This window comes from Stenotrophomonas sp. PS02289 (assembly GCF_029960115.1).
Taxonomy (GTDB): Bacteria; Pseudomonadota; Gammaproteobacteria; order Xanthomonadales; family Xanthomonadaceae; genus Stenotrophomonas.
The window spans coordinates 1-20,840 of record NZ_JASCOZ010000010.1; the positions used below are offsets into that span (position 1 = coordinate 1).

The following is a 20,840-nucleotide window of genomic DNA, read 5'->3' on the forward strand; positions in this document are numbered from 1 at the left end:
GCCCCCCCGCGGCCGGCCCCCACCGCGGGGGCGCCGGGGGCGCGGGGGGGGCCCCCCCCCCACCCCCGGATGTCACATCAACGCTGCTGGATCTTCGACAGCAGGCGCAGGAACTCCACGTACAGCCACACCAGCGTCACCATCAGGCCGAACGCGCCGTACCACTCCATGTACTTCGGTGCACCGGCTTCCACGCCGCTTTCGATGAAGTCGAAGTCCAGCACCAGGTTCAGCGCTGCCACCACCACCACGAACAGGCTGAAGGCGATGCCCAGCCAGCTGGCTTCATGGATCACCGGCACGTTGATGTCGAAGAAGCCAAGCACGAACGAGGCCAGGTACAGCAGGAAGATGCCGCCGGTGGCGGCGACCACGCCCAGCTTGAAGTTCTCGGTGGCCTTGATCAGGCCGCTGCGGTAAGCGAACAGCAGTGCGAACAGCGTGCCGAAGGTCAGCAGCACCGCCTGGAACACGATGCCCGGGAAGCGCATTTCGAAGATGGCCGAGATCGCGCCCAGGAAGAAGCCTTCCACCAGCGCGTAGGCCGGAGCCGTCACCGGCGACCACTCCTTCTTGAACACCGTCACCAGTGCCAGGAGCAGTCCGCCCACCGCACCGCCAATGGCGTAGAGCTTCGCGGCCGGGTTGATCTGCCCGTCAATGCCGACAGTCTGGCTCCAGGCGAAGGCCGCGGTCAGTACGGTCAACAGCAGCAGGATGCCGGTCTTGTTGACGGTGCCGTTGAGGGTCATGGCCTGGTCCGGCCGGGCGACGACGGCCCCGCTGGACAGGTCCAGGAACGTCGATTCGGAAAGGGCGGGGTTGCCGCTGCGCATTGCCAATCTCCTTGAAAGGTGTGGATGGAGGCCGTCCGGCCGCTGGGGCGAGCATAGAGGAGCGGGCCGTCTGCCGGCTACCGCGTTCGCGACATCCGGGCCATGTTTGTGAAAATTTATGTGAAAACCGTTGACAGATGCCTCCGCGGTTCTCAAAATAGCCGACTCTTTCGGGGACAACCTCGAGGGATTTACCGCCGGGGTATAGCGCAGTCTGGTAGCGCGCCTGCTTTGGGAGCAGGATGTCGGGGGTTCGAATCCCTCTACCCCGACCAATCTGCTCAAAACGGGATTGGAATGCGACAATCCGGCATGAGCGCCCGTAGCTCAACTGGATAGAGCACCGGCCTTCTAAGCCGGCGGTTACAGGTTCGATTCCTGTCGGGCGCGCCATCTGGCGCATGCGTCAGGAGAGGTAGGTAGAGCCACGCCCTGCGTGGCTACGACCAACCAAAAAGGTTTCAGTGGTGGCTGTAGCTCAGTTGGTTAGAGTACCGGATTGTGATTCCGGTGGTCGGGGGTTCGAATCCCCTCAGCCACCCCACTGTTTCAAAGCCAGGTGCGCCGAAGGCGCTTCCGGGTTGCAAAAAAAGGCGAATTCGTTACAATGATCGCCTGAGTTTTCAGGGCTGTTAGCTCAGTTGGTAGAGCAGTTGACTCTTAATCAATAGGTCCAAGGTTCGAATCCTTGACAGCCCACCAAGACAGAAGCCGCCGGATACGTCCGGCGGCTTTTTTCTTGTCTGCGATACAGCGGCGGCACCAATGGGTGGCTCGACGCGCATGGCGTGTCGCCACGGGTGACGCGATGCCGCGGATGGTCGATGCACGTGCTGGCCAGGTAGGGTCGCTCGACAGACGACCGCCGATATCGCCTCCACGTTCTTTGGGGCAGGGGGCCCCGATCGGAGCAGGCCTCCAATGATTCACAAAAAACGCTTGCAACTCTATGTCGCAATGCGCCATAATTCGCCTCCCGATTTTCGGGCTGTTAGCTCAGTTGGTAGAGCAGTTGACTCTTAATCAATAGGTCCAAGGTTCGAATCCTTGACAGCCCACCAAGACAGAAGCCGCCTGGTCCGCCAGGCGGCTTTTTTCTTGCCTGCGACTAGGCCTTGCGCATGGCGCGTCGCTACGCGCTGTCGGACGGGTGGGGTCGGTCGAAAGACGACCGCCGATAGCCTCTCCCGGCTCATTGACGCATGACCCCGACCGAAGTGGGCGGTCGGCGGGAGTGATAGCCTCCTTCCTGATCTCTTCCGCGAGCCAGGAATCCGGTGGCCTATTCCAGACCCAGGAGCCTGAAAAAGCATCCGTCAACACGCAGAATGGCACCTTCCCATGCAATCCGTCCGCTTCAACGAACACCCCATGGTCGCCCGCATTTCTGTCCTGTCCGGGGCGATGCACCTCCGGCATTCGGCCATCTCGGGTCTGCTCGTTGCCCTGATCTGCTCGCTGATGGCCTTCTCGGCGAACGCCAGTGTGTGGTATTACCTTGCATCGGCTCCTGAGTCGGAGCTTCCAAAAATGGCCTCTGATCAGGAGCGTTGGGAGTCGTTTCTGTTCTCCTACGACGGTCCAGAATCCGGGGCCGACCATCTCTATCTTGAAAAGACGTGGCACGGTGTCCATTGGCTGCTCGCGCAGGATGCCGAGGCGAATGCATCGCCCGCCTCTCAGGTGATTCTTGGCGGCCAAAGCATTGGGCCGGATATCGGCTTCGGCGACGTGGCCCGGTTCCACTCCGCAGATGAGGTCAAGAAGATCTCGGCGCTGCTGTCTGCGTTGGATCCTGTCGAACTGCGGAAGCGCTACGATCCGGTTGCGATGGCTTCCGCGGGGATTGATCCAAATGACTGGGCAGCGTGGGATGGGGACGATCGTGAGGGCACTATAAAAATGCTGCTCACTGCCTTCGAAGACGTGCGCCGGTTCTATCAGAGTGCCGCCGCGGAAGGGAAGGCGGTAGTTTTTGCGTGGAACTAGACACGAGATTGGCGGTTTTTTCCCCAACTTCCCGTACTACGACCAAGGAATCAATGCGATGGACCGATCTGGCGATGACGCTGGTCAAGCAGACAGCACGCAGGGGATGACCGTCTTCTCCATCGACTGCAGCACCATCTCTGATCAACGGGAGTTCTGGCGGGCATATCTTCAGGTCACTACCCCTGAAGGTGCTTCGGTGTTTGGGAGGAACATACATGCGTTTCGGGATGCACTGACCGGCGGTGGCCCGGGATGGCCTGGCGAATGTGTCATCCGTCTTTGCGGATCGTCAGTGCTCGAGAAGCTGGACGATGGACGGTTCATGCGTCAATTGCGCCAGATTGCCGTCGAGTGCGCGCCAGTAATCATTCGATTTGAGTAAGGTTGGATGGGTTTCGGGGTGCGAGCGTATGGTGGGCATTGCGGCCGGCGCGTCGTTGGCTGCGGATGCCCCGCGAATGAGCCGCCCGCTTCCCCTATAATGCCGCCCTGCGCGAAAGTGGCGGAATTGGTAGACGCCCTGGATTTAGGTTCCAGTGCCGCAAGGCGTGGGGGTTCGAGTCCCCCCTTTCGCACCACAGACCCGGCTGGGGGCCGGGCTGTTCGAGGGCACGTCCCGCCTGACGGGAGACGGCTGGCCAACCCTGAACGGGGGACCGGATTGTCGCTTCCGGCCCTGTGCTGGCGGCGCTGGCCGTTATCGGCCAAACTACAGGGCTGCGGCGGGATTGTGCGTCCACGGCCCCGTCTCCAAAACCCGTTTCATTCACATCAGTGCCGGGGGCCGCGCCACCGGTGGCAGGAGTCAACATGCAAGCTTCGATCGAATCCACCGGCAATCTGGAACGCCGCCTGACCTTCTCGCTGCCGGAAGACCGCCTGCAGACGCACATCAGCGGCCGCCTGGGCGAAATCGCCCGCACCGCGCGCATCAAGGGCTTCCGCCCGGGCAAGGTGCCGGCCAAGGTGATCGAACAGCGCTTCGGCGCGCAGGTGCGCAATGAAGCGCTGGACGGCCTGCTGCGTGAAACCTTCGATGCCGCCGTGCGCGAGCACGACCTGCGCATCGCCGGTGCCCCGCGCATCGACAAGGGCGAAGAAGGCGAATTCTCCTTCGTGGCCACCGTGGAACTGGTGCCGGACTTCGGCGACGTCGACGTCAGCAAGCTGACCGTCGTGCGCCACACCGCCGAGATCAACGACGCCGACATCGACCAGATGATCACCAACCTGCGCGAACAGCGCCGCAGCTGGAGCCCGGTCACCCGTGGCGCGCAGGACGGCGACCTGGTCGCACTGGAAACCTTCTCCCAGGCCGGCGATGAGCGCCTGCCGGCCGAAGGCACCGAAAAGGGCAGCGTGGTCATCGGTCAGGGCATGATGTTCGACCAGATCGAAAAGGGCCTGGTTGGCCTGGCCAAGGGCGAAGAAAAGACCCTGGACGTCGAATTCCCGGCTGACTGGCGCGTGCCGGCCCTGGCGGGCAAGCAGGTCAAGGTCACCGTGAAGGTGGTGGACGTGTCCGAGCCGGTGCTGCCGGAAGTGGACACTGACTTCATCAAGAGCTTCGGCGTGAAGGGCGGCGACCTGGAACAGTTCCGCAAGGACATCCGCGCCAATCTGGAGCGCGAGCTCAAGGGTGCGCTGATGAACCGCCTGCGCCGTGAAGTGGGCGAGCAGCTGATCGCCGCCTACGCCTCGGTGGAAATGCCGCCGCGCCTGGTCGACAACGAAGCCCGCGCCATGCTGGCCCAGCAGATCGAGCAGATCCGCCGCAGCGGCCGCAACCCGGGTGACGTCCCGGCCGACGCCCACGAAGGCTTCAAGGACGCCGCTGCCAAGCGCGTGCTGGTCGGCCTGCTGGTCGGCGAAGTGGCCCGCAAGAACGACCTGCGCCTGGACCCGAAGCGCCTGAACGAAACCATGCGCCTGATCGCCTCGACCTACGAAGAGCCGGAACAGGTCATTGAGATGTACCGCAACGACCCCCAGCTGATGAGTGGTCTGCAGAACCGCGTGATGGAAGAGCAGGTGATCGACTGGATCGCCGAGCGCGCCCAGCACACCGAGCAGGCCCTGTCGTTCCAGGACGCCATCCGCCAGTAAGCGGTCGGCGTCACAGACCCCGCGCTCCGGCGCGGGGTGTTATTCCCCTCATCAATAGGTGCCCCAGTAATGGACAACGTAACCAAAGCCCTGAACATGGTGCCGATGGTGGTCGAACAGACCAGCCGCGGCGAGCGCGCCTATGACATCTATTCGCGCCTGTTGAAGGAGCGTCTGATCTTCCTGGTCGGTCCGATCGACGACCACATGGCCAACGTGGTGGTGGCGCAGCTGCTGTTCCTGGAAGCGGACAACCCGGAAAAGGACATCAGCATCTACATCAACTCGCCGGGTGGCGTGGTCACCGCCGGTATGGCCATTTACGACACCATGCAGTACATCAAGCCGGACGTGAGCACCATCTGCGTCGGCCAGGCCGCCTCGATGGGTGCGCTGCTGCTGGCATCCGGCGCGGCCGGCAAGCGTTATGCGCTGCCGAACTCGCGCGTGATGATCCACCAGCCGCTGGGCGGCTTCCAGGGCCAGGCCACGGACATCGACATCCATGCCCGTGAAATCCTGACCCTGCGTTCGCGTCTGAACGAGGTGCTGGCCAAGCACACCGGCCAGTCGCTGGAAACCATCGCCCGTGACACCGAGCGCGACAACTTCAAGAGCGCCGCCGACGCCGTGGCCTATGGCCTGGTGGACCAGGTGCTGGAGCGTCGTCCGGAAGAGTCGATCACCCCGGCGTAACGGCAGTGCCAGGTCGGGCAACCGGCCTGTTTCCGCGGGGTCGGGCTGGACTGGCGTCCACCCGGCCCTGTGCTATTCTCGAATCGAACCCCCGTTCAGCGGGTGGGGTAACTGGGTAAGCGAAGCATGAGCGAAGACCGCCAAGGTCGTTCCACGGACACCGGCAAGATCCTCTACTGCTCCTTCTGTGGGAAGAGCCAGCATGAGGTGCGCAAGCTGATTGCGGGCCCGAGCGTGTTCATCTGCGATGAGTGCGTGGAGCTGTGCAACGACATCATCCGTGAGGAGCTTGAGGAAAAGGCGCAGTCGGCGCGCAGTTCGCTGCCCAAGCCGCGCGAGATCCTCGAGGTTCTCGACCAGTACGTCATCGGCCAGAACCGCGCCAAGCGCACGCTGGCGGTGGCCGTGTACAACCACTACAAGCGCATCGAGAGCCGCCAGAAGAACGACGACGTCGAACTGGCCAAGTCGAACATCCTGCTGGTCGGTCCGACCGGTTCGGGCAAGACCCTGCTGGCTGAAACCCTGGCCCGCCTGCTCAATGTGCCGTTCACCATGGCCGACGCCACCACGCTGACCGAAGCCGGTTACGTGGGCGAGGACGTGGAAAACATCATCCAGAAGCTGCTGCAGAAGTGCGACTACGATGTCGAGAAGGCGCAGCAGGGCATCGTCTACATCGATGAAATCGACAAGATCTCGCGCAAGAGCGAGAACCCGTCGATCACCCGCGATGTCTCCGGCGAAGGCGTCCAGCAGGCCCTGCTGAAGCTCATCGAAGGCACCGTGGCCAGCGTGCCGCCGCAGGGCGGTCGCAAGCACCCGCAGCAGGAATTCCTGCAGGTCGACACCAAGAACATCCTGTTCATCTGCGGCGGCGCGTTCGCCGGGCTGGACAAGGTGATCCAGGCCCGTTCCAACGACGCCGGCGGCATCGGCTTCGGGGCCAAGGTGAAGAGCTCCGAGCGCAAGCAGGAAGTGGGCAAGGTGCTGGCTGAAGTCGAGCCGGAAGACCTGATCAAGTTCGGCCTCATCCCGGAGTTCGTCGGCCGCCTGCCGGTCGTGGCGACCCTGGAAGAGCTGGACGAGGCCGCCCTGGTCCGGATCCTGACCGAGCCCAAGAACGCCATCACCAAGCAGTTCAAGAAGCTGTTCGAGATGGAGCACGTGGAGCTGGAGTTCCGCCCGGACGCCCTGTCGGCCATTGCCCGCAAGGCGCTCAAGCGCAAGACCGGTGCCCGTGGCCTGCGCACGATCGTCGAATCGGTCCTGCTGGACACCATGTACGACCTGCCTTCGGCCGAAAACGTCAGCAAGGTGGTGGTGGATGAATCGGTGATCGAGCACAAGTCCGAGCCTTACCTGATCTACCAGACCCCGCCGGCTCCTGAACAGAAGGCGGCCGGCGCTGAATAATCATTCAACCGTTTGAATTGAATGAATTTTTCCAGTGCAGCTTGCATCCTGATGCCGATGGCCCCATAACGGGGCCATCGGCTTTTTTGTATCCGGGTGAGGCTGCCCGGAGGCCATCCCCACTGTTCCATTGGAGCCCCTATGGCCCGTTCCCCAAGTGAGACTCTCGACCTGCCGGTTCTGCCGCTGCGTGACGTGGTGGTGTTCCCGCACATGGTCATCCCGCTGTTCGTCGGTCGCGACAAGTCCATGCATGCCCTGGAGCAGGCCATGGTCGCCGACAAGCGCATCCTGCTGCTGGCGCAGAAGTCGGCTGAAACCGACGACCCGGCCGCGGCGGACCTCTACCAGGTCGGTACGCTGGCCCAGGTGCTGCAGCTGCTGAAGCTGCCCGACGGCACCATCAAGGTGCTGGTCGAAGGCCTGGCGCGCGTCAACGTCACCCAGGTGACCGAGCGCGACGGCGCGCTGCACGGCGTGGGCCAGGAAATCGAGTCCGACGACGCCCGCGAACCGCGCGAAGTCGAGGCCATCGCGCGTTCGCTGATGTCGCTGTTCGAGCAGTACGTCAAGACCAACCGCAAGCTGCCGCCGGAACTGCTGCAGACGCTCTCCGGCATCGACGAACCGGCGCGTCTGGCCGACACGATTGCCGCGCACATCAGCGTGCGCCTGGCCGACAAGCAGCGCCTGCTGGAAACCCTGCAGACCAGCGAGCGGCTGGAAATGCTGGTCGGTCTGGTCGACGGCGAGATCGACGTGCAGCAGATGGAAAAGCGCATCCGCGGCCGCGTGAAGTCGCAGATGGAAAAGAGCCAGCGCGAGTACTACCTCAACGAGCAGATGAAGGCCATCCAGAAAGAACTGGGTGACCTCGACGACGCGCCCGGCGAGATGGACGAACTGGCCCGCAAGATCGCCGAGGCGGGTATGCCCAAGCCGGTGGAAACCAAGGCCAAGGCCGAACTCACCAAGCTCAAGCAGATGTCGCCGATGTCGGCTGAAGCGGCCGTCGTGCGCAACTATCTGGACTGGCTGCTGGGCGTGCCGTGGAAGAAGCGCACCAAGGTCCGCAAGGACCTCAAGGTCGCCCAGGACACCCTGGATGCCGATCACTTCGGCCTGGACAAGGTCAAGGACCGCATCCTGGAGTACCTCGCGGTGCAGTCGCGGGTGAAGCAGATGAAGGGCCCGATCCTGTGCCTGGTCGGTCCGCCGGGCGTGGGCAAGACCTCGCTGGGTCAGTCGATTGCCAAGGCCACAAACCGCAAGTTCGTGCGCATGTCGCTCGGCGGCGTGCGCGACGAAGCCGAAATCCGCGGTCACCGTCGTACCTACGTCGGCTCCATGCCGGGTCGCATCGTGCAGAACCTCAACAAGGTCGGCAGCAAGAACGCGCTGTTCGTGCTCGATGAAATCGACAAGATGTCGATGGACTTCCGCGGCGACCCGTCCTCGGCGCTGTTGGAAGTGCTCGACCCCGAGCAGAACAACGCGTTCAACGACCACTACCTGGAAGTGGACCTGGACCTGTCCGAAGTGATGTTCGTGGCGACCTCCAATTCGCTCAACATTCCCGGCCCGCTGCTGGACCGCATGGAAGTGATCCGCATCCCCGGCTACACCGAGGATGAAAAGCTCAACATCGCCATGCGTTACCTGGTGCCCAAGCAGCTCAAGGCCAATGGCCTGAAGCCGGAGGAACTGGAAATCGCCAGCGACGCCATCCAGGACGTGGTGCGTTACTACACGCGCGAATCCGGTGTGCGTAACCTCGAGCGCGAAATCGCCAAGATCTGCCGCAAGGTGGTGAAGGAAATCGCGCTGGCCGGTCCGCAGCCGGCCGCCAAGGCCAAGAAGGGCGCACGCAAGGCCAAGGCGCTGGTCACGGTCAACAGCAAGAACCTGGACAAGTACCTGGGCGTGCGTCGCTTCGACTTTGGTCGCGCCGAAGAACAGAACGAGATCGGCCTGGTCACCGGCCTGGCCTGGACCGAGGTCGGCGGCGACCTGCTGCAGATCGAGTCCACCCTGGTCCCGGGCAAGGGCGCGCTGATCCTGACCGGCCAGCTCGGCAACGTCATGAAGGAATCGGCCTCGGCGGCGCTGTCGGTCGTGCGCTCGCGCGCTGTGGCCTTCGGCATCGACCCGGAGTTCCTGCAGAAGCATGACGTGCACGTGCACGTTCCCGACGGTGCCACCCCGAAGGACGGCCCCAGTGCCGGTATCGCCATGGTCACCTCGCTGGTGTCGATGCTGACCAAGGTGCCGATCCGTGCCGATGTCGCCATGACCGGTGAAATCACCCTGCGCGGTCGCGTCACCGCCATCGGCGGGCTGAAGGAGAAGCTGCTCGCCGCGCTGCGTGGCGGCGTCCGCACCGTCATCATCCCCGAGGAGAACCGCAAGGACCTGGCTGACATTCCGGCCAACGTCACCCGCGACCTGGAGATCGTGCCGGTGAAGTGGATCGAGGAGGTGCTCGACATCGCCCTGGAGACGCCGCTGACCCCGAAGAAGGCAAAGAAGGCCAAGGCACCGGTGGCGGTGCGTGGTCGCAGCAAGACAGCTTCCAACGCGCGCGTCAAGCACTGACGCGCGCTGTAAAAACCTCTGAAACCCGCGTCATTGCTGGCTTTTCAGCTTGCGTGGGGTAGGGGGCACTGGTATAAAAGCACCACTCGCAAGTGAGCACATTGCTGACTAGGGCGAACCCATCACTGGCATCCGGGCAGCACAACTGGATCGGATGCTTCATTGTCGAACACGCGGAAATCCCCGCCAAAGGAGCTGTACAGAATGAACAAGACCGAATTGATCGACGCCGTGGCTGAAACCGCCGACCTGACCAAGGCCGAAGCCAACCGCGCCGTCGATGCAGTCGTTGCTGCCGTCACCAAGGCACTGAAGAGCGGCGACGCCGTGACCCTGGTGGGCTTCGGTACGTTCCAGGTGCGCGACCGCGCTGCCCGTACCGGCCGCAACCCGAAGACCGGCGACACCATCAAGATCGCTGCTTCGAAGAATCCGTCGTTCAAGGCTGGCAAAGCCCTGAAGGATGCCGTAAACTAAGCGGCTTGCTGGGGTGCTTAGCTCAGCGGTAGAGCGTCTCCTTTACACGGAGAGGGTCGGGGGTTCGAAACCCTCAGCACCCACCAGGCACTGCCAGTAGTGGTTTTTGAAAGTGTGGAGCGGTAGTTCAGCTGGTTAGAATGCTGGCCTGTCACGCCGGAGGTCGCGGGTTCGAGTCCCGTCCGCTCCGCCACTCATCAGGGCCCTCGAGCAATCGGGGGCCTTGTTTTCTCCAACGACATCACGTCATTGGAGAAAACAGAAAAGTAAAACGCGGAGCGGTAGTTCAGCTGGTTAGAATGCTGGCCTGTCACGCCGGAGGTCGCGGGTTCGAGTCCCGTCCGCTCCGCCAGTTTCAAAAAAATCCTCGAAAAGTGTTAATTCGGGGTAGGTTTTCTTCACATCTTCGGATATGATGAGCGCCTGCAAAGTTTCAGCGCGGAGCGGTAGTTCAGCTGGTTAGAATGCTGGCCTGTCACGCCGGAGGTCGCGGGTTCGAGTCCCGTCCGCTCCGCCAACTTTTGAAGGCCCCTGGTGAAAGCCAGGGGCTTTTCTTTTGCCTGCAGGGCAGGGCAGTTGGGGCGTGGCGCGAAGCGGGTTACACTGCCGGGCTCGCCAATCAGGCCTTGATTTCACTCATGCTGCAGAAACTCCGCGACAAGACCTCGGGCTGGATCGTCACCGTGATCCTGGGGCTGCTGATGATTCCCTTCCTGTTCGTGATCGACAACAGCTACCTCGGTGGCGTTGGCGCGCAGAACGTGGCCAAGGTGTCCGCTCCGCCGACCTGGTGGCGCTCGGCTCCCAGCTGGTGGCCGGCGTCGCTGCTGTGGGAACACCACGAGATCAGTGCCAACGACTTCCGCACCCGCTTCGAGCAGGCGCGCATGCAGGCGCGTACCCAGCAGGGTGAGGACTTCGACCCGCGCAAGTTTGAAAGCACCGAGACCAAGCTGGAAGTGCTCGATCAGATGATCGACGAGCAGGTCATGCGCCTGTCCGGCGAGCAGGCCGGCCTGGTCATCAGCGATGCCGCCGTGCGCGAAACCATCGCCTCCATTCCTGCCTTCCTCGACAAGGACGGCAAGTTCGACGGTAACCAGTACCGTACGCTGTTGGCTGCCGGCAACCCGCCGCGCACGCCGGCGCAGTTCGAGGCGCAGGTGCGTGAGAACCTGCAGACCGCGATTCTGCCGTCCGCGCTGCAGGGGTCGGGCTTTGTCACCGCCGCCGATGCCGATCGTCTGATGAAGCTGCTGGGTGAAACCCGCGACGTCGAACTGGCGGCGCTGCCGCCGGAAGAAGCCGCTGAACCGGCTGAAGTCACCGACGCGCAGATCAAGCAGTGGTACGACAGCCACACCAAGGATTTCCGCCAGCCGGAAACCGTCAGCCTGGAATACGTGGAGATCAATGCCGCCAATCTGCCGGCCGCCACCCCGGCCGACGATGCGACGCTGCGCAAGCGCTATGCCGATGAAAAGGCGCGCTTCTCCACCCCGGAAACCCGTCTGGCGTCGCACATCCTGATTGCCGCCGATGCCAACGATGCCGCTGCTGTGAAGGCCGCCGAACAGAAGGCCACGGCGCTGGCTGCCCAGGCCAAGGCACCCGGTGCCGACTTCGCCGCACTGGCCAAGGCCAATTCCGACGACACCGGCTCCAAGCAGGGCGGTGGCGATCTGGGCTGGGTCGAACGCGACGTCATGGTCAAGCCGTTCGAAGATGCGCTGTTCGCCATGAAGGCCGGCGAGATCAGCGGGCCGGTGAAGACCCAGTACGGCTACCACGTGCTGCAGCTGCGTGAGGTCAAGGGCGGCCAGGAACGTCCGTTCGACGAAGTGCGTGACCAGCTGGCGGCCGAGCAGCTCAAGGCCGACACCGAAGGCAAGTTCAGCCAGCTCAGCGGTCGTCTGGTCGACGAGGTCTACAAGAATCCGTCCTCGCTCACCGCTGCCGCCGAAACCGTGAAGCTGCCGGTGCAGACCATCGGTCCGTTCACCCGCGAAACCGCCAGTGGCATTGCGGCCAACCCGGCCGTGCTGCGCGCGGCGTTCTCGGAAGTGCTGACCCAGGACGGCACGGTCAGCGACCCGATCGAGATCGCGCCGAATCACACCGTGATGATCCGCGTTACCGAGCACAGCCCGGAACAGGCCCTGCCGCTCGACAAGGCCCGTGACCAGGTCATTGCGGCCGTCCGCGCCGACCGTACCCGCCAGGCCTCGGAGAAGGTCGCTGACGCGGTGCTGGCCAAGCTCAAGGCCGGTCAGACCCTGCAGGCCGTCGCCGCTGAGGACAAGCTGCAGGTCAGCCCGCTGCCGGGCCTGCCGCGCACCCAGCCGGTGCCGACCCCGGAAATCAACCGTGCGATCTTCGCCGCTGCGCATCCGGCCGAAGGCAAGCCGACTTACGGCAAGGTAGAGGTCCAGGGCCGTTACCTGATCTTTGCGGTCAACAAGGTCACGCCGGCCAACCTGGAAGAAGTGCCCGCCGAGCAGAAGCAGCAGTTCAAGCAGCAGCTCGAGCAGATTGACGGCCTGTCGGCCGGCCAGGACTTCGTCAAGGCCGCCCGCAAGCGCTTCAAGATCCAGACCGAAGAGGCAAATCTGTAAGGGTTCGCCATCTCGTAGAGCCGGGCTCTGCCCGGCTGGCGCAGAAACAAAAAGGCCCGGCATTGCCGGGCCTTCTGCATTTCAGATGGCGCGGCGATCAATCCTCGACGCGCAGCACCGCACCCGGCTTCAGCACGCTGCTGCCGGTCAGATTGTTTAGCGACAGCAGCGCCTTCAGCGGCATCCCATAGCGCTTGGCAATGGTCCAGGCCGACTCGCCGTTGCGCACCGTGTGCCGGCGCGCACGCGGGCGGTCAGCGGCACTGGCGACCGTGCGCTTGGCCGCCGGGGTGCCCGGCCGCGCGGTTGCGATGTCGGTTGCCGGGGCGTCCACCTGGGCCACCGCCACGGTGGTGTCCACCGGCGCATGCGAGGCCGGTGCCAGCACCGTCGCCACGCCGCTGGGACGGCCCTTGCCGCTGGCCAGCGCCGGATTCAGACGTGCGATGCGTGCCGGATCCAGTTGCCGCTGTGCGGCCCACTGCTGCACGCTGGTGCCGGCGGGCAGGGTATGGCCCTTCAGCACTGGCACGGTGCGGTCCAGCGAGGCCATCACCGCCGGCGTGGTTTCCGCGTTTTCCAGCACGCAGGCCAGCGCGTGCAGCTTCTCGACATACGCATAAGTGATCGGCGACAGCCCCGGCAGCTCGGCAGGGCGCGCGTTCTGCGCGTTCATGCCGGCCTTGCGCAACGACTGCAGCACGCGGTACTCGCCGGCGTTGTAGGCCATGGTGGCCAGCCGCCAGTCACCGGCAAACATGCCGTGCAGGGTTTTCAGGTAGCGCACCGCGGCCTGGGTGGAATCCACTGCCGAGAGGCGACCGTCATAGCCATTGCTGACCTGTACGCGGTGGTTCTTGGCGGTGGTGGCGATGAACTGCCACAGCCCCGCCGGGCCCGCGCCATTGCGCGCGCTGGGGCGGTAGCCACTTTCCACGAAGGGAATCAGTGCAAATTCGGTCGGCAGGTTGGCCGCACGCAGCTCTTCCACCACGTAGCCGAACAGCACCAGCGCATCGTCGTCCTGGTTGGCCAGGCGCGAAGGCGCGTGGGCAAACTGCTTCTGCCAGCGCGGGCTGGTGGCCTCGACGTCGCAGGTCGGTTCGGCCAGGCCCTCGCGGAAGCTGGCGAAGATGTCCTGGCCATTGCGTACCGACGGCGAGGGCAGGGCAGCCGCATCCAGAGGCAGCTGGGTGATCCCTGCCAGGTTCTGGGTGAGGCCGGTGTTCAACGACTGGGCGCCCGCGCTGCCGGACATGGCCATGGCCAGACCCAGCGCGAGCGGCAGCAATCGCCGACTCATGTCCTAAATCCGTCTTTCCAGCCACGCAGGCCGGCCAGCACATCCACTTCCGAAGTCAGCTCACGGCCCAGATGGGCGCTGACCGCGGCCTGGATGGCCGGAGTATGGGTTCGCAGGAATGGATTGCATTCCAGCTCGCTGGCCAGGGCAACCGGCAGTGTGGGGCGTTCATCGCGGCGCATGGCCAGGGCCTCCTCATGGCGCCGCGCAAGCGCAGCGTTGGTGGGGTCGACATGCCGCGCGAAGACGGCATTTGACACGGTGTACTCATGCCCGCAGCACACAAGGAGTGTTGCGGGCAGGGACGCCAGTCGCTGCAGTGAAGCCAGCAACTGGGGCGGCGTACCTTCGAACATCCGGCCACAGCCCAGGCTGAACAACGCATCGCCACTGAAAAGATGTTCAGCCGTGTGAAACGCGATGTGGGTTCGGGTGTGTCCGGGCACGGATACTACGTCGATCCCGACGCCCAATGCCTGAACGTGTTCACCATCGCCGACCCGGCGGGTGGCCTGGGGAATGCGCGGATCGTCCGGTGCCAGTACCGCCAGCCCGGGATAGTGGGCCTGCAGCTCGGCCACCCCGCCAATGTGATCGTTGTGGTGGTGGGTGAGCAGCACGGTGTGCGGACGCCAGTCCTGCTGCGCTGCCGCAGCCAATACCGGCGCGGCTTGACCGGGGTCGACCACGATGGCGTTGCCGTCTTCGGCGACCAGCGCCCAGATGTAGTTGTCCGCGAATGCGGGTAGGGCAATCAGTCGCATAGAATTGGACCATGCCCGCCGTGTCGCGCTCCCGTCAAGCGTCAGTCGCATCCTGGTTTGATACTGAACCGGGGCTGTCGCTGCGCGAGCTGGAGCGGCAACGGCTCGCGCCGGTGCTGGCGACCCGCCCGGTCACGCCGTGGCTGTGGATCGCGCCGACGCCGGCCTGGACCCAGGATCCGCTGCTCCCCGGCCGCGGCATCACCCTGCACCGGCAGGCGCTGGGCTACAGCGGGGATGCCCGCTGCGCGCTGCCGCTGCCGCTGCCCAGCGAGAGCGTCAACGCCATCGTGCTGCAGCATGTCACCGCGCGCGATGCCGAGGCGTTGATCGCCGAATGTGAGCGCGTGCTGATGCCCGGTGGCCGCCTGTGGCTGTCCACGCTCAATCCGTTCAGCCCGTTCCGTCGCCAATGGCGCCGGCACGGGCTGGTGGTACGCACGCCGCAGCGCCTGCGCCACACCCTGGAACAGGCGGGATTGAGCTGCCAGGAGCTGACCTGGCTGGGGCCGATGTGGCACAACCGCTCGCCGGATCGCAGCAGCCTGGCTCCGTTGCGCGCGGCCTGCCTGTTCACCGCTGAAAAACGTACCCTGGCCCTGCCGGGCCCCACGCCACTGCCGGTTCGCCGTTGGCATGGCACCGTGGCGACCTGATCTGGAATTGAATGAAGACCATTGAGATACACACCGACGGTTCCTGCCTGGGCAATCCCGGCCCGGGCGGCTGGGCCGCGCTGCTGCGCTACAACGCGCACGAGCGCGAGCTGACCGGCGGCGAAGCGCATACCACCAACAACCGCATGGAGCTGATGGCGGCCATTTCCGGCCTGGAGGCGCTGACCGAGCCCTGCAACATCGTGCTCTACACCGACTCCCAGTACGTGCGCCAGGGCCTGACTCAGTGGATGCCCGGCTGGATCCGCAAGAACTGGAAGACTGCTGGCGGCGACCCGGTCAAGAATCGCGAACTGTGGGAGCGCCTGCATGCCGCCACCCTGCGCCACACCATCGACTGGCGCTGGGTGAAGGGACATAACGGCGATCCTGACAACGAACGGGTGGACCAGCTGGCACGCGATGCCGCGATCCGGATCCGCAACGGCGCGGCGGTAAACTAAGGCCATGCGTCAGATCATTCTTGATACCGAAACCACTGGCCTGGAGTGGCGCAAAGGCAACCGCATCGTCGAAATCGGCTGCGTGGAACTGCTCGAGCGCCGTCCCAGCGGCAACAACTACCACCAGTACATCAAGCCAGACTGCGAGTTCGAACAGGGCGCACAGGAAGTCACCGGCCTGACCCTGGACTTCCTCGCCGACAAGCCGGACTTCGCGCAGATCGCCGAGGAGTTCCTGGCCTACATCGACGGCGCCGAGCTGATCATCCACAACGCCGCGTTCGACCTGGGCTTCCTGGATTACGAGCTGTCGCTGCTGGGTGACCACTACGGCAACATCGCCGACCGCTGCACGGTCATCGATACGCTGAAGATGGCGCGTGAGCGCTATCCCGGCCAGCGCAACTCGCTGGACGCGCTGTGTAAACGCCTGGGGGTGGACAACGCCCACCGCCAGCTGCACGGCGGCCTGCTCGACGCCCAGATTCTGGGCGACGTCTACATCGCCCTGACTTCCGGGCAGGAAGAGATCGGCTTTGGCAGCGCGGACGACGCGGTCAGTGGCGGCGTCCAGGCGATGACCATCGACACCTCGCGTCTGCTGCCGCGCCCGCGCGTGGTCGCCACCGCGTCAGAAAGCGAAGCGCATGAGGCGCGTCTGGCCAAACTGCGCAAGAAGGCCGGTCATGCGATCTGGGATGGCCCGAAGGCCGAAGAGGCCGTGGCGTAGTCCCTAGTGGCAACGCACCAGAATCACGGTGATGTTGTCCGACCCGCCGCCATCCAGCGCGGCCGCCACCAGGGTATCCACGCATTCCTGCGCGCTGGCATCGTCGTAGGCCAGGGTGCGGGCGATGCCGTGGTCTTCGACTTCCTCGGTCAGGCCGTCGCTGCACAGCAGCAGCTGCATGCCTGGGCGCAGCTCGCCGGTGGTGGTCGCCACGTTCAGGTGCGCCGGGTCGGTCACCCCCAGGGCCTGGGTCACCACGTTGCGGTGCGGATGCGCGCGTGCCTGTTCGGCGGTCAGGTTGCCCTGCGCCACCATTTCCTGGACCACGCTGTGGTCCTGGCTCAGCTGCGCCAGCTGGCCGTCGCGCCACAGGTAGGCGCGGCTGTCGCCCACCCAGGCCACCTCATAGCGGTTGCCCTGGACCCGCGCGGCCACCACGGTCGTGCCCATCGGCAGGCTGTCATTGCGCCGGCGTGAGGTGCGGATGATTTCCTCGTCGGCAATGCGGATGGCCTGGGCCAGCGAAGCGCCCTGGCGGATCTCGCGCACGATGGTTTCGCGTGCCAGCGCGCTGGCGACCTCGCCACAGGCATGGCCGCCCATGCCATCGGCCACCAGCCACAGCGCCAGTTCGCCGTCGCCGTAATAGGTGTCCTCGTTGAGGTCACGGCGCAGGCCGGGGTGGGTCAGGTGTCCAAATTCGATCATGGTCGGTGGCTTGCGGCGAAGGTATTGCGGGGAATAACGGCATGATCGCGGCCCTGCGGACATCCGGCAAGCGATCGGGTCATACGAAATTCACCTGAAGGCGCGGCAATCGCTTGCCGTTCGCGCCCGCTCCCCGTATTATTCGCGTCCCGGTTCGCCGGGACCATCTGGAGAGGTGGCAGAGCGGTTGAATGTACCTGACTCGAAATCAGGCAGGCGTTTATAGCGCCTCGGGGGTTCGAATCCCCCCCTCTCCGCCAGATAATTGAACTAAGCCCTTGAGTTTCAAGGGATTTTTTCATTTCTGGCTTGGCTAGTATGCCATCTGGTATGCCATGGGAAGCTGGTTGCTGCTGGACCATTCTGGACATCGTGGCGCCTATAAGCGGCGCGCATCGGCTTTGCTGGTCAAAGCGTTCGCATGCCAGTGCTTATGGCAGCTAATCCTGATACCTGTTGTGGCCTGATGGCCGCTAGTCGAGCTTATTCAGGTAGAGATGGGCTTCGAAGGAAGATGGTTATCAAAATGCAACCCTTGTGCGATCATCATGCTAGTGTCCGGGTAGTTGCTGATGGATAGCAGGCTTTCCCCGATGGCTCCTACAAGGAATTGCTGACCCGGATGTGCGATCTTTCCGGGTGCACACGGATGATGAACGAACGCTTCGCAGATTTGACCCAGCCACAGCGCGATCGTCTCGCGTTCGTGGAATTGCGCGTGCGCTTCATCGGGGAGATACGCCGTCAGGACTTGGTCACGCGGTTTGGCATCCAGTCCGCCGCCGCATCCAGGGACTTGGCGCTGTACAAGGAGTTGGCCTCGGGCAACATCGACTACGACTCCAAGGTTAAGTCCTACGTATTGGGGCCGGACTTCCAGCCCATCTTCGACTTCCCTCCGGAGCGGGTGCTGTCGTGGTTGACCCAGGGCTTTGGCGACGGTGAGCCTATGCGGCTCAAGGCATGGGTGATGAGCGAGAGCCCGTCACGGCTCGCGCATCCGGATCTGGACGTGCTAGCGAGCGTGACCCGGGCGATCCACCAGGAGTGTCCGCTCGGCATTGAGTACTACTCCATCTCCAGTGGTCGCACCGAGCGGGAGATCGTCCCGTTCGCACTGATCGATAACGGTCTGCGCTGGCACGTTCGTGCCTTTGACCGGAAATCGCAGGAGTTCAGGGATTTCGTCATCACTCGGATCAAGCGCCCGGCGGCGCTTAAGGGGCAGCCAGTGGCGCCCCACGAAATGAGCGATCAGGATATTCAATGGACCCGGATCGTCGAGCTGGAGCTGGTGCCGCACCCGGACCAACCACGCCCCGAGATCGCGGAGATGGATTACGGCATGACCGGTGGCATGGTGAAGATGAAGCTCCGGGCAGCGACTGCCGGCTACATCCTGCGCAAATGGAGCGTCGACTGCTCCGCAGACCATAGCCTTCGCGGGCCGGAGTACAGACTTTGGCTCAAGGACCACTTGGCCTTGTATGGCGTCAAGAACGCCGTGCTGGCACCAGGATATGCGCCTTTGGATGCGACTCGCTCGGGAGCGGAATGTGACTGAGCAATGGATACCACTGCCTGCGCCGGCTGCGTCGGCAGAACAAACGAATGACGAGAGTTGAGATGAAAGAATCCTACCTACCCACGTTGCTGCAAATGAGGCTCCTTGTGGGCTTCCTCGGCGAGCGTGCTCAGTGCGCCTGGTGGCCCACGGCGTTCTATGAGGCATCAAGCAAGCTCTTCCTGGAACCCGTCTTCTCGAAAACGTCTCGCCTTGCTCAGTATCACGGTGTGCTGGAAGCAGCCAGACGATTGCACGACGAGCATTTGAGCGTGGGTAGCTACCACCTGTTCCGGCTGCCTGAAGAAGTCGAACAAGACCTGCATGCGATCGTACAAAGCAGCGCGGGAGAAGAACTCGCCAGTCACACACCGCAGAGCAAAGAGGCTGCCCTGGATGCGTTGAAGCGCTTGGCCGCGACGAGCGGCACGTCCAGCGTGGGTCCAACGGCGGTCGGAAGCATCAAGGATATTGATTCCACCGACACCCTGAAGGCCATCGCGGCAGCCTATCTATCGGCGTTCACGCAGGACGCCAAAACATATCCGTATCTGGTGGGTTGATCGTGGCCGATAACAAGCCCTACACGACACAGTTACAAGCAGGCCTCGGGCTGGTCAATGAGACCAAGACGCTGCTCGAGCTGTGGTCGCCAGGCATGTCGGCGAATCAGTTGCATCAAGTCGCGCTGGAGTCTGGCCGATTCCCCACAGTTACCGCGCGCCGACTCCGCAACATCGTCGTCGAATGCTTTGCCCCGCGCTATCTGGTCAATGGCGGTACACCGGCTGCTCACCTCAAGCGCCTGTCGGCAACAATTTCCACTGTTGATCTGACGCAGCTCATGCTGGTTTTCACGAGCCGCGCCAATCCCATTCTTGGTGACTTCGTGCGCCACGTTTACTGGGCTCGATACGCCGGTGGATACACACAGATCACCAATGAAGACGCCCGTGCCTTTGTCGAGAGAGGCATCGATGACGGCAAGACAGTTAAACGCTGGTCTGAGACGACAGTGCGGCGCGTTTCCGCCTACCTGACCGGGTGCTGCGCCGACTACGGAATGCTCGAGCGCGGTTTGCGTTCAAGCCGCCGCATCCTGCCGTTCCGCATCTCGCCGTCTGCGGCTGCATATCTAGCCTATGAGCTGCACTTTTCCGGCGTGGGTGATAACGCGCTGCTGACCCACGAAGACTGGCAGCTTTTTGGCCTGGCGCGCGAAGACGTGCTGGAGGAAATCAAACGACTCTCGCTGAAGGGGTTGCTCATCGTCCAGGCTGCTGGCGACGTGATCCGCATCAGCTGGAAACAACAAGACATGGAGGCGCTCTGCGATGTCCTCACTCAAAGCTGATTTCGACGAGTTGCGCGAGCGCATCCGCCACGGGCGTGAGCTCGGTCATGCGAGCTTCGAGCCGATTTACTACCTCGTATTCCCACCAGAGCAGATCCTCGAGGTGAAGCGGCAAACGCCCGCTTGGGTGGCCAAGCTGCATCAGGAAGGCTGGGACGTGCACACATTCTCCATCGCTGAACAGATCTGGGCCCTGCTCAAAGACGACCCGTTTTGGTCGCTGTGCGTGATGGAGGACAAGTCCGCTCCGCTGGATTGGCCGCGTACCAACAAGGCGCTGGCGGACATTCTGACGGCGGATAACGGCCTGTTGAAGCGACTTGAGGATGCCCTGCAGCCGCTCGAAGGCCAGCAGAACGCGCTGCTCTTGGTAACGGACCTTGAGGCACTGCATCCGTTTATGCGCATCGGCGCCATCGAAAGCCAGCTCCAGGGCAAGTTTCATGTGCCGACGATTTTTCTGTACCCCGGCGTGCGAACCGGCAAGACGCGCCTGAAGTTTCTCGGCTTCTACCCGGAAGACGGCAATTACCGCTCTGTCCACGTCGGCGGCTGAACAGACAA

At 63.5% G+C, this 20,840-nt stretch carries 18 protein-coding genes and 11 tRNA genes; 25 read left to right on the forward strand and 4 right to left on the reverse strand.

The features are described from left to right. Nucleotides 1-77 precede the first annotated feature (77 nt). Nucleotides 78-836: a Bax inhibitor-1/YccA family protein gene (locus QMX83_RS02640; RefSeq protein ID WP_282295103.1), complete on the reverse strand. Its 759-nt coding sequence runs from the start codon at nt 834-836 to the stop codon at nt 78-80. A gap of 198 nt (nt 837-1,034) precedes the next feature. Here QMX83_RS02640 and QMX83_RS02645 point away from each other — a divergent pair. From QMX83_RS02645 to QMX83_RS02725, 17 genes are all read left to right on the forward strand, one after another. After that, a tRNA-Pro gene (locus tag QMX83_RS02645) sits at nt 1,035-1,111 on the forward strand. Nucleotides 1,112-1,152: 41 nt separating this feature from the next. Continuing rightward, nucleotides 1,153-1,229 (forward strand) — tRNA-Arg (locus QMX83_RS02650). Between the two features lie 74 nt (nt 1,230-1,303). Next, nucleotides 1,304-1,380, forward strand: a tRNA-His gene (locus QMX83_RS02655). A gap of 82 nt (nt 1,381-1,462) precedes the next feature. Beyond that, nucleotides 1,463-1,538, forward strand: a tRNA-Lys gene (locus QMX83_RS02660). Between the two features lie 283 nt (nt 1,539-1,821). Continuing rightward, nucleotides 1,822-1,897, forward strand: a tRNA-Lys gene (locus QMX83_RS02665). 280 nt (nt 1,898-2,177) lie between these two features. Next, complete coding sequence (locus tag QMX83_RS02670; protein ID WP_282295104.1) at nt 2,178-2,825, forward strand: YfbM family protein; 648 nt, start codon at nt 2,178-2,180, stop codon at nt 2,823-2,825. A gap of 496 nt (nt 2,826-3,321) precedes the next feature. After that, nucleotides 3,322-3,406, forward strand: a tRNA-Leu gene (locus tag QMX83_RS02675). A gap of 232 nt (nt 3,407-3,638) precedes the next feature. Continuing rightward, the gene (gene tig, locus QMX83_RS02680; RefSeq protein ID WP_282295105.1) at nt 3,639-4,934 is read left to right on the forward strand and encodes a trigger factor; all 1,296 of its coding nucleotides are present in this window, start codon (nt 3,639-3,641) and stop codon (nt 4,932-4,934) included. 69 nt (nt 4,935-5,003) lie between these two features. Next, nucleotides 5,004-5,630 (forward strand): ATP-dependent Clp endopeptidase proteolytic subunit ClpP, encoded by a 627-nt coding sequence (gene clpP / locus QMX83_RS02685; protein WP_282295106.1) that lies wholly within the window; start codon nt 5,004-5,006, stop codon nt 5,628-5,630. Between the two features lie 126 nt (nt 5,631-5,756). Beyond that, the gene (gene clpX / locus QMX83_RS02690; RefSeq protein ID WP_282295107.1) at nt 5,757-7,046 is read left to right on the forward strand and encodes an ATP-dependent Clp protease ATP-binding subunit ClpX; all 1,290 of its coding nucleotides are present in this window, start codon (nt 5,757-5,759) and stop codon (nt 7,044-7,046) included. A 141-nt stretch (nt 7,047-7,187) separates the two neighbouring features. Next, the gene (gene lon, locus QMX83_RS02695) at nt 7,188-9,641 is read left to right on the forward strand and encodes an endopeptidase La (RefSeq protein ID WP_282295108.1); all 2,454 of its coding nucleotides are present in this window, start codon (nt 7,188-7,190) and stop codon (nt 9,639-9,641) included. A 204-nt stretch (nt 9,642-9,845) separates the two neighbouring features. Continuing rightward, nucleotides 9,846-10,118 (forward strand): HU family DNA-binding protein, encoded by a 273-nt coding sequence (locus tag QMX83_RS02700; RefSeq protein ID WP_125361475.1) that lies wholly within the window; start codon nt 9,846-9,848, stop codon nt 10,116-10,118. Nucleotides 10,119-10,129: 11 nt separating this feature from the next. Continuing rightward, nucleotides 10,130-10,204 (forward strand) — tRNA-Val (locus QMX83_RS02705). A gap of 30 nt (nt 10,205-10,234) precedes the next feature. Continuing rightward, nucleotides 10,235-10,311 (forward strand) — tRNA-Asp (locus QMX83_RS02710). Between the two features lie 82 nt (nt 10,312-10,393). Beyond that, nucleotides 10,394-10,470 (forward strand) — tRNA-Asp (locus tag QMX83_RS02715). Between the two features lie 88 nt (nt 10,471-10,558). Next, a tRNA-Asp gene (locus QMX83_RS02720) sits at nt 10,559-10,635 on the forward strand. A gap of 121 nt (nt 10,636-10,756) precedes the next feature. Beyond that, a complete protein-coding gene (locus tag QMX83_RS02725) occupies nt 10,757-12,733 on the forward strand; it encodes a peptidyl-prolyl cis-trans isomerase (RefSeq protein ID WP_282295109.1) in 1,977 nt (658 codons plus the stop codon). A 97-nt stretch (nt 12,734-12,830) separates the two neighbouring features. On the opposite strand, the gene QMX83_RS02730 is transcribed toward QMX83_RS02725, so the two are convergent. Next, entirely contained in the window at nt 12,831-14,036 is a 1,206-nt protein-coding gene (locus QMX83_RS02730; protein ID WP_282295110.1) for a lytic transglycosylase domain-containing protein, read from the reverse strand. Next, nucleotides 14,033-14,800 (reverse strand): hydroxyacylglutathione hydrolase, encoded by a 768-nt coding sequence (gene gloB, locus QMX83_RS02735; RefSeq protein ID WP_282295111.1) that lies wholly within the window; start codon nt 14,798-14,800, stop codon nt 14,033-14,035. The genes QMX83_RS02730 and gloB overlap by 4 nt, the downstream gene beginning before the upstream one ends. 11 nt (nt 14,801-14,811) lie before the next feature. On the opposite strand from gloB, the gene QMX83_RS02740 reads away from it, so the two are divergent. Genes QMX83_RS02740 through dnaQ form a run of 3 tightly spaced genes read left to right on the forward strand, consistent with a single transcriptional unit; the run spans nt 14,812 to nt 16,650 of the window. After that, nucleotides 14,812-15,456 (forward strand): methyltransferase domain-containing protein, encoded by a 645-nt coding sequence (locus QMX83_RS02740; protein ID WP_282295112.1) that lies wholly within the window; start codon nt 14,812-14,814, stop codon nt 15,454-15,456. 11 nt (nt 15,457-15,467) lie between these two features. After that, complete coding sequence (gene rnhA, locus QMX83_RS02745; RefSeq protein ID WP_282295113.1) at nt 15,468-15,920, forward strand: ribonuclease HI; 453 nt, start codon at nt 15,468-15,470, stop codon at nt 15,918-15,920. Between the two features lie 4 nt (nt 15,921-15,924). Beyond that, nucleotides 15,925-16,650 carry a DNA polymerase III subunit epsilon gene (gene dnaQ / locus QMX83_RS02750; RefSeq protein WP_282295114.1) on the forward strand — a complete coding sequence of 242 codons (726 nt, stop codon included), beginning with the start codon at nt 15,925-15,927 and terminating at the stop codon, nt 16,648-16,650. Between the two features lie 3 nt (nt 16,651-16,653). On the opposite strand, the gene QMX83_RS02755 is transcribed toward dnaQ, so the two are convergent. Next, nucleotides 16,654-17,358, reverse strand: a complete 705-nt coding sequence (locus tag QMX83_RS02755) for a protein phosphatase 2C domain-containing protein (RefSeq protein WP_282295115.1) — start codon at nt 17,356-17,358, stop codon at nt 16,654-16,656. Between the two features lie 169 nt (nt 17,359-17,527). Between QMX83_RS02755 and QMX83_RS02760 the strand changes: the two genes are divergently transcribed. The 5 genes from QMX83_RS02760 (at nt 17,528) to QMX83_RS02780 (ending at nt 20,832) form a co-directional block, all read left to right on the forward strand. Beyond that, a tRNA-Ser gene (locus tag QMX83_RS02760) sits at nt 17,528-17,618 on the forward strand. Between the two features lie 389 nt (nt 17,619-18,007). After that, a complete protein-coding gene (locus QMX83_RS02765; protein ID WP_336618943.1) occupies nt 18,008-18,922 on the forward strand; it encodes a WYL domain-containing protein in 915 nt (304 codons plus the stop codon). Between the two features lie 62 nt (nt 18,923-18,984). Then, on the forward strand, nt 18,985-19,485 hold the full coding sequence (locus QMX83_RS02770) for a BrxE family protein (RefSeq protein WP_282295117.1): 501 nt from the start codon (nt 18,985-18,987) through the stop codon (nt 19,483-19,485). Nucleotides 19,486-19,487: 2 nt separating this feature from the next. After that, the gene (locus tag QMX83_RS02775; RefSeq protein ID WP_282295118.1) at nt 19,488-20,276 is read left to right on the forward strand and encodes a DUF1819 family protein; all 789 of its coding nucleotides are present in this window, start codon (nt 19,488-19,490) and stop codon (nt 20,274-20,276) included. After that, entirely contained in the window at nt 20,257-20,832 is a 576-nt protein-coding gene (locus QMX83_RS02780) for a BREX protein BrxB domain-containing protein (RefSeq protein WP_004146420.1), read from the forward strand. Before QMX83_RS02775 ends, QMX83_RS02780 begins: the two co-directional genes overlap by 20 nt. Nucleotides 20,833-20,840: the final 8 nt, after the last annotated feature.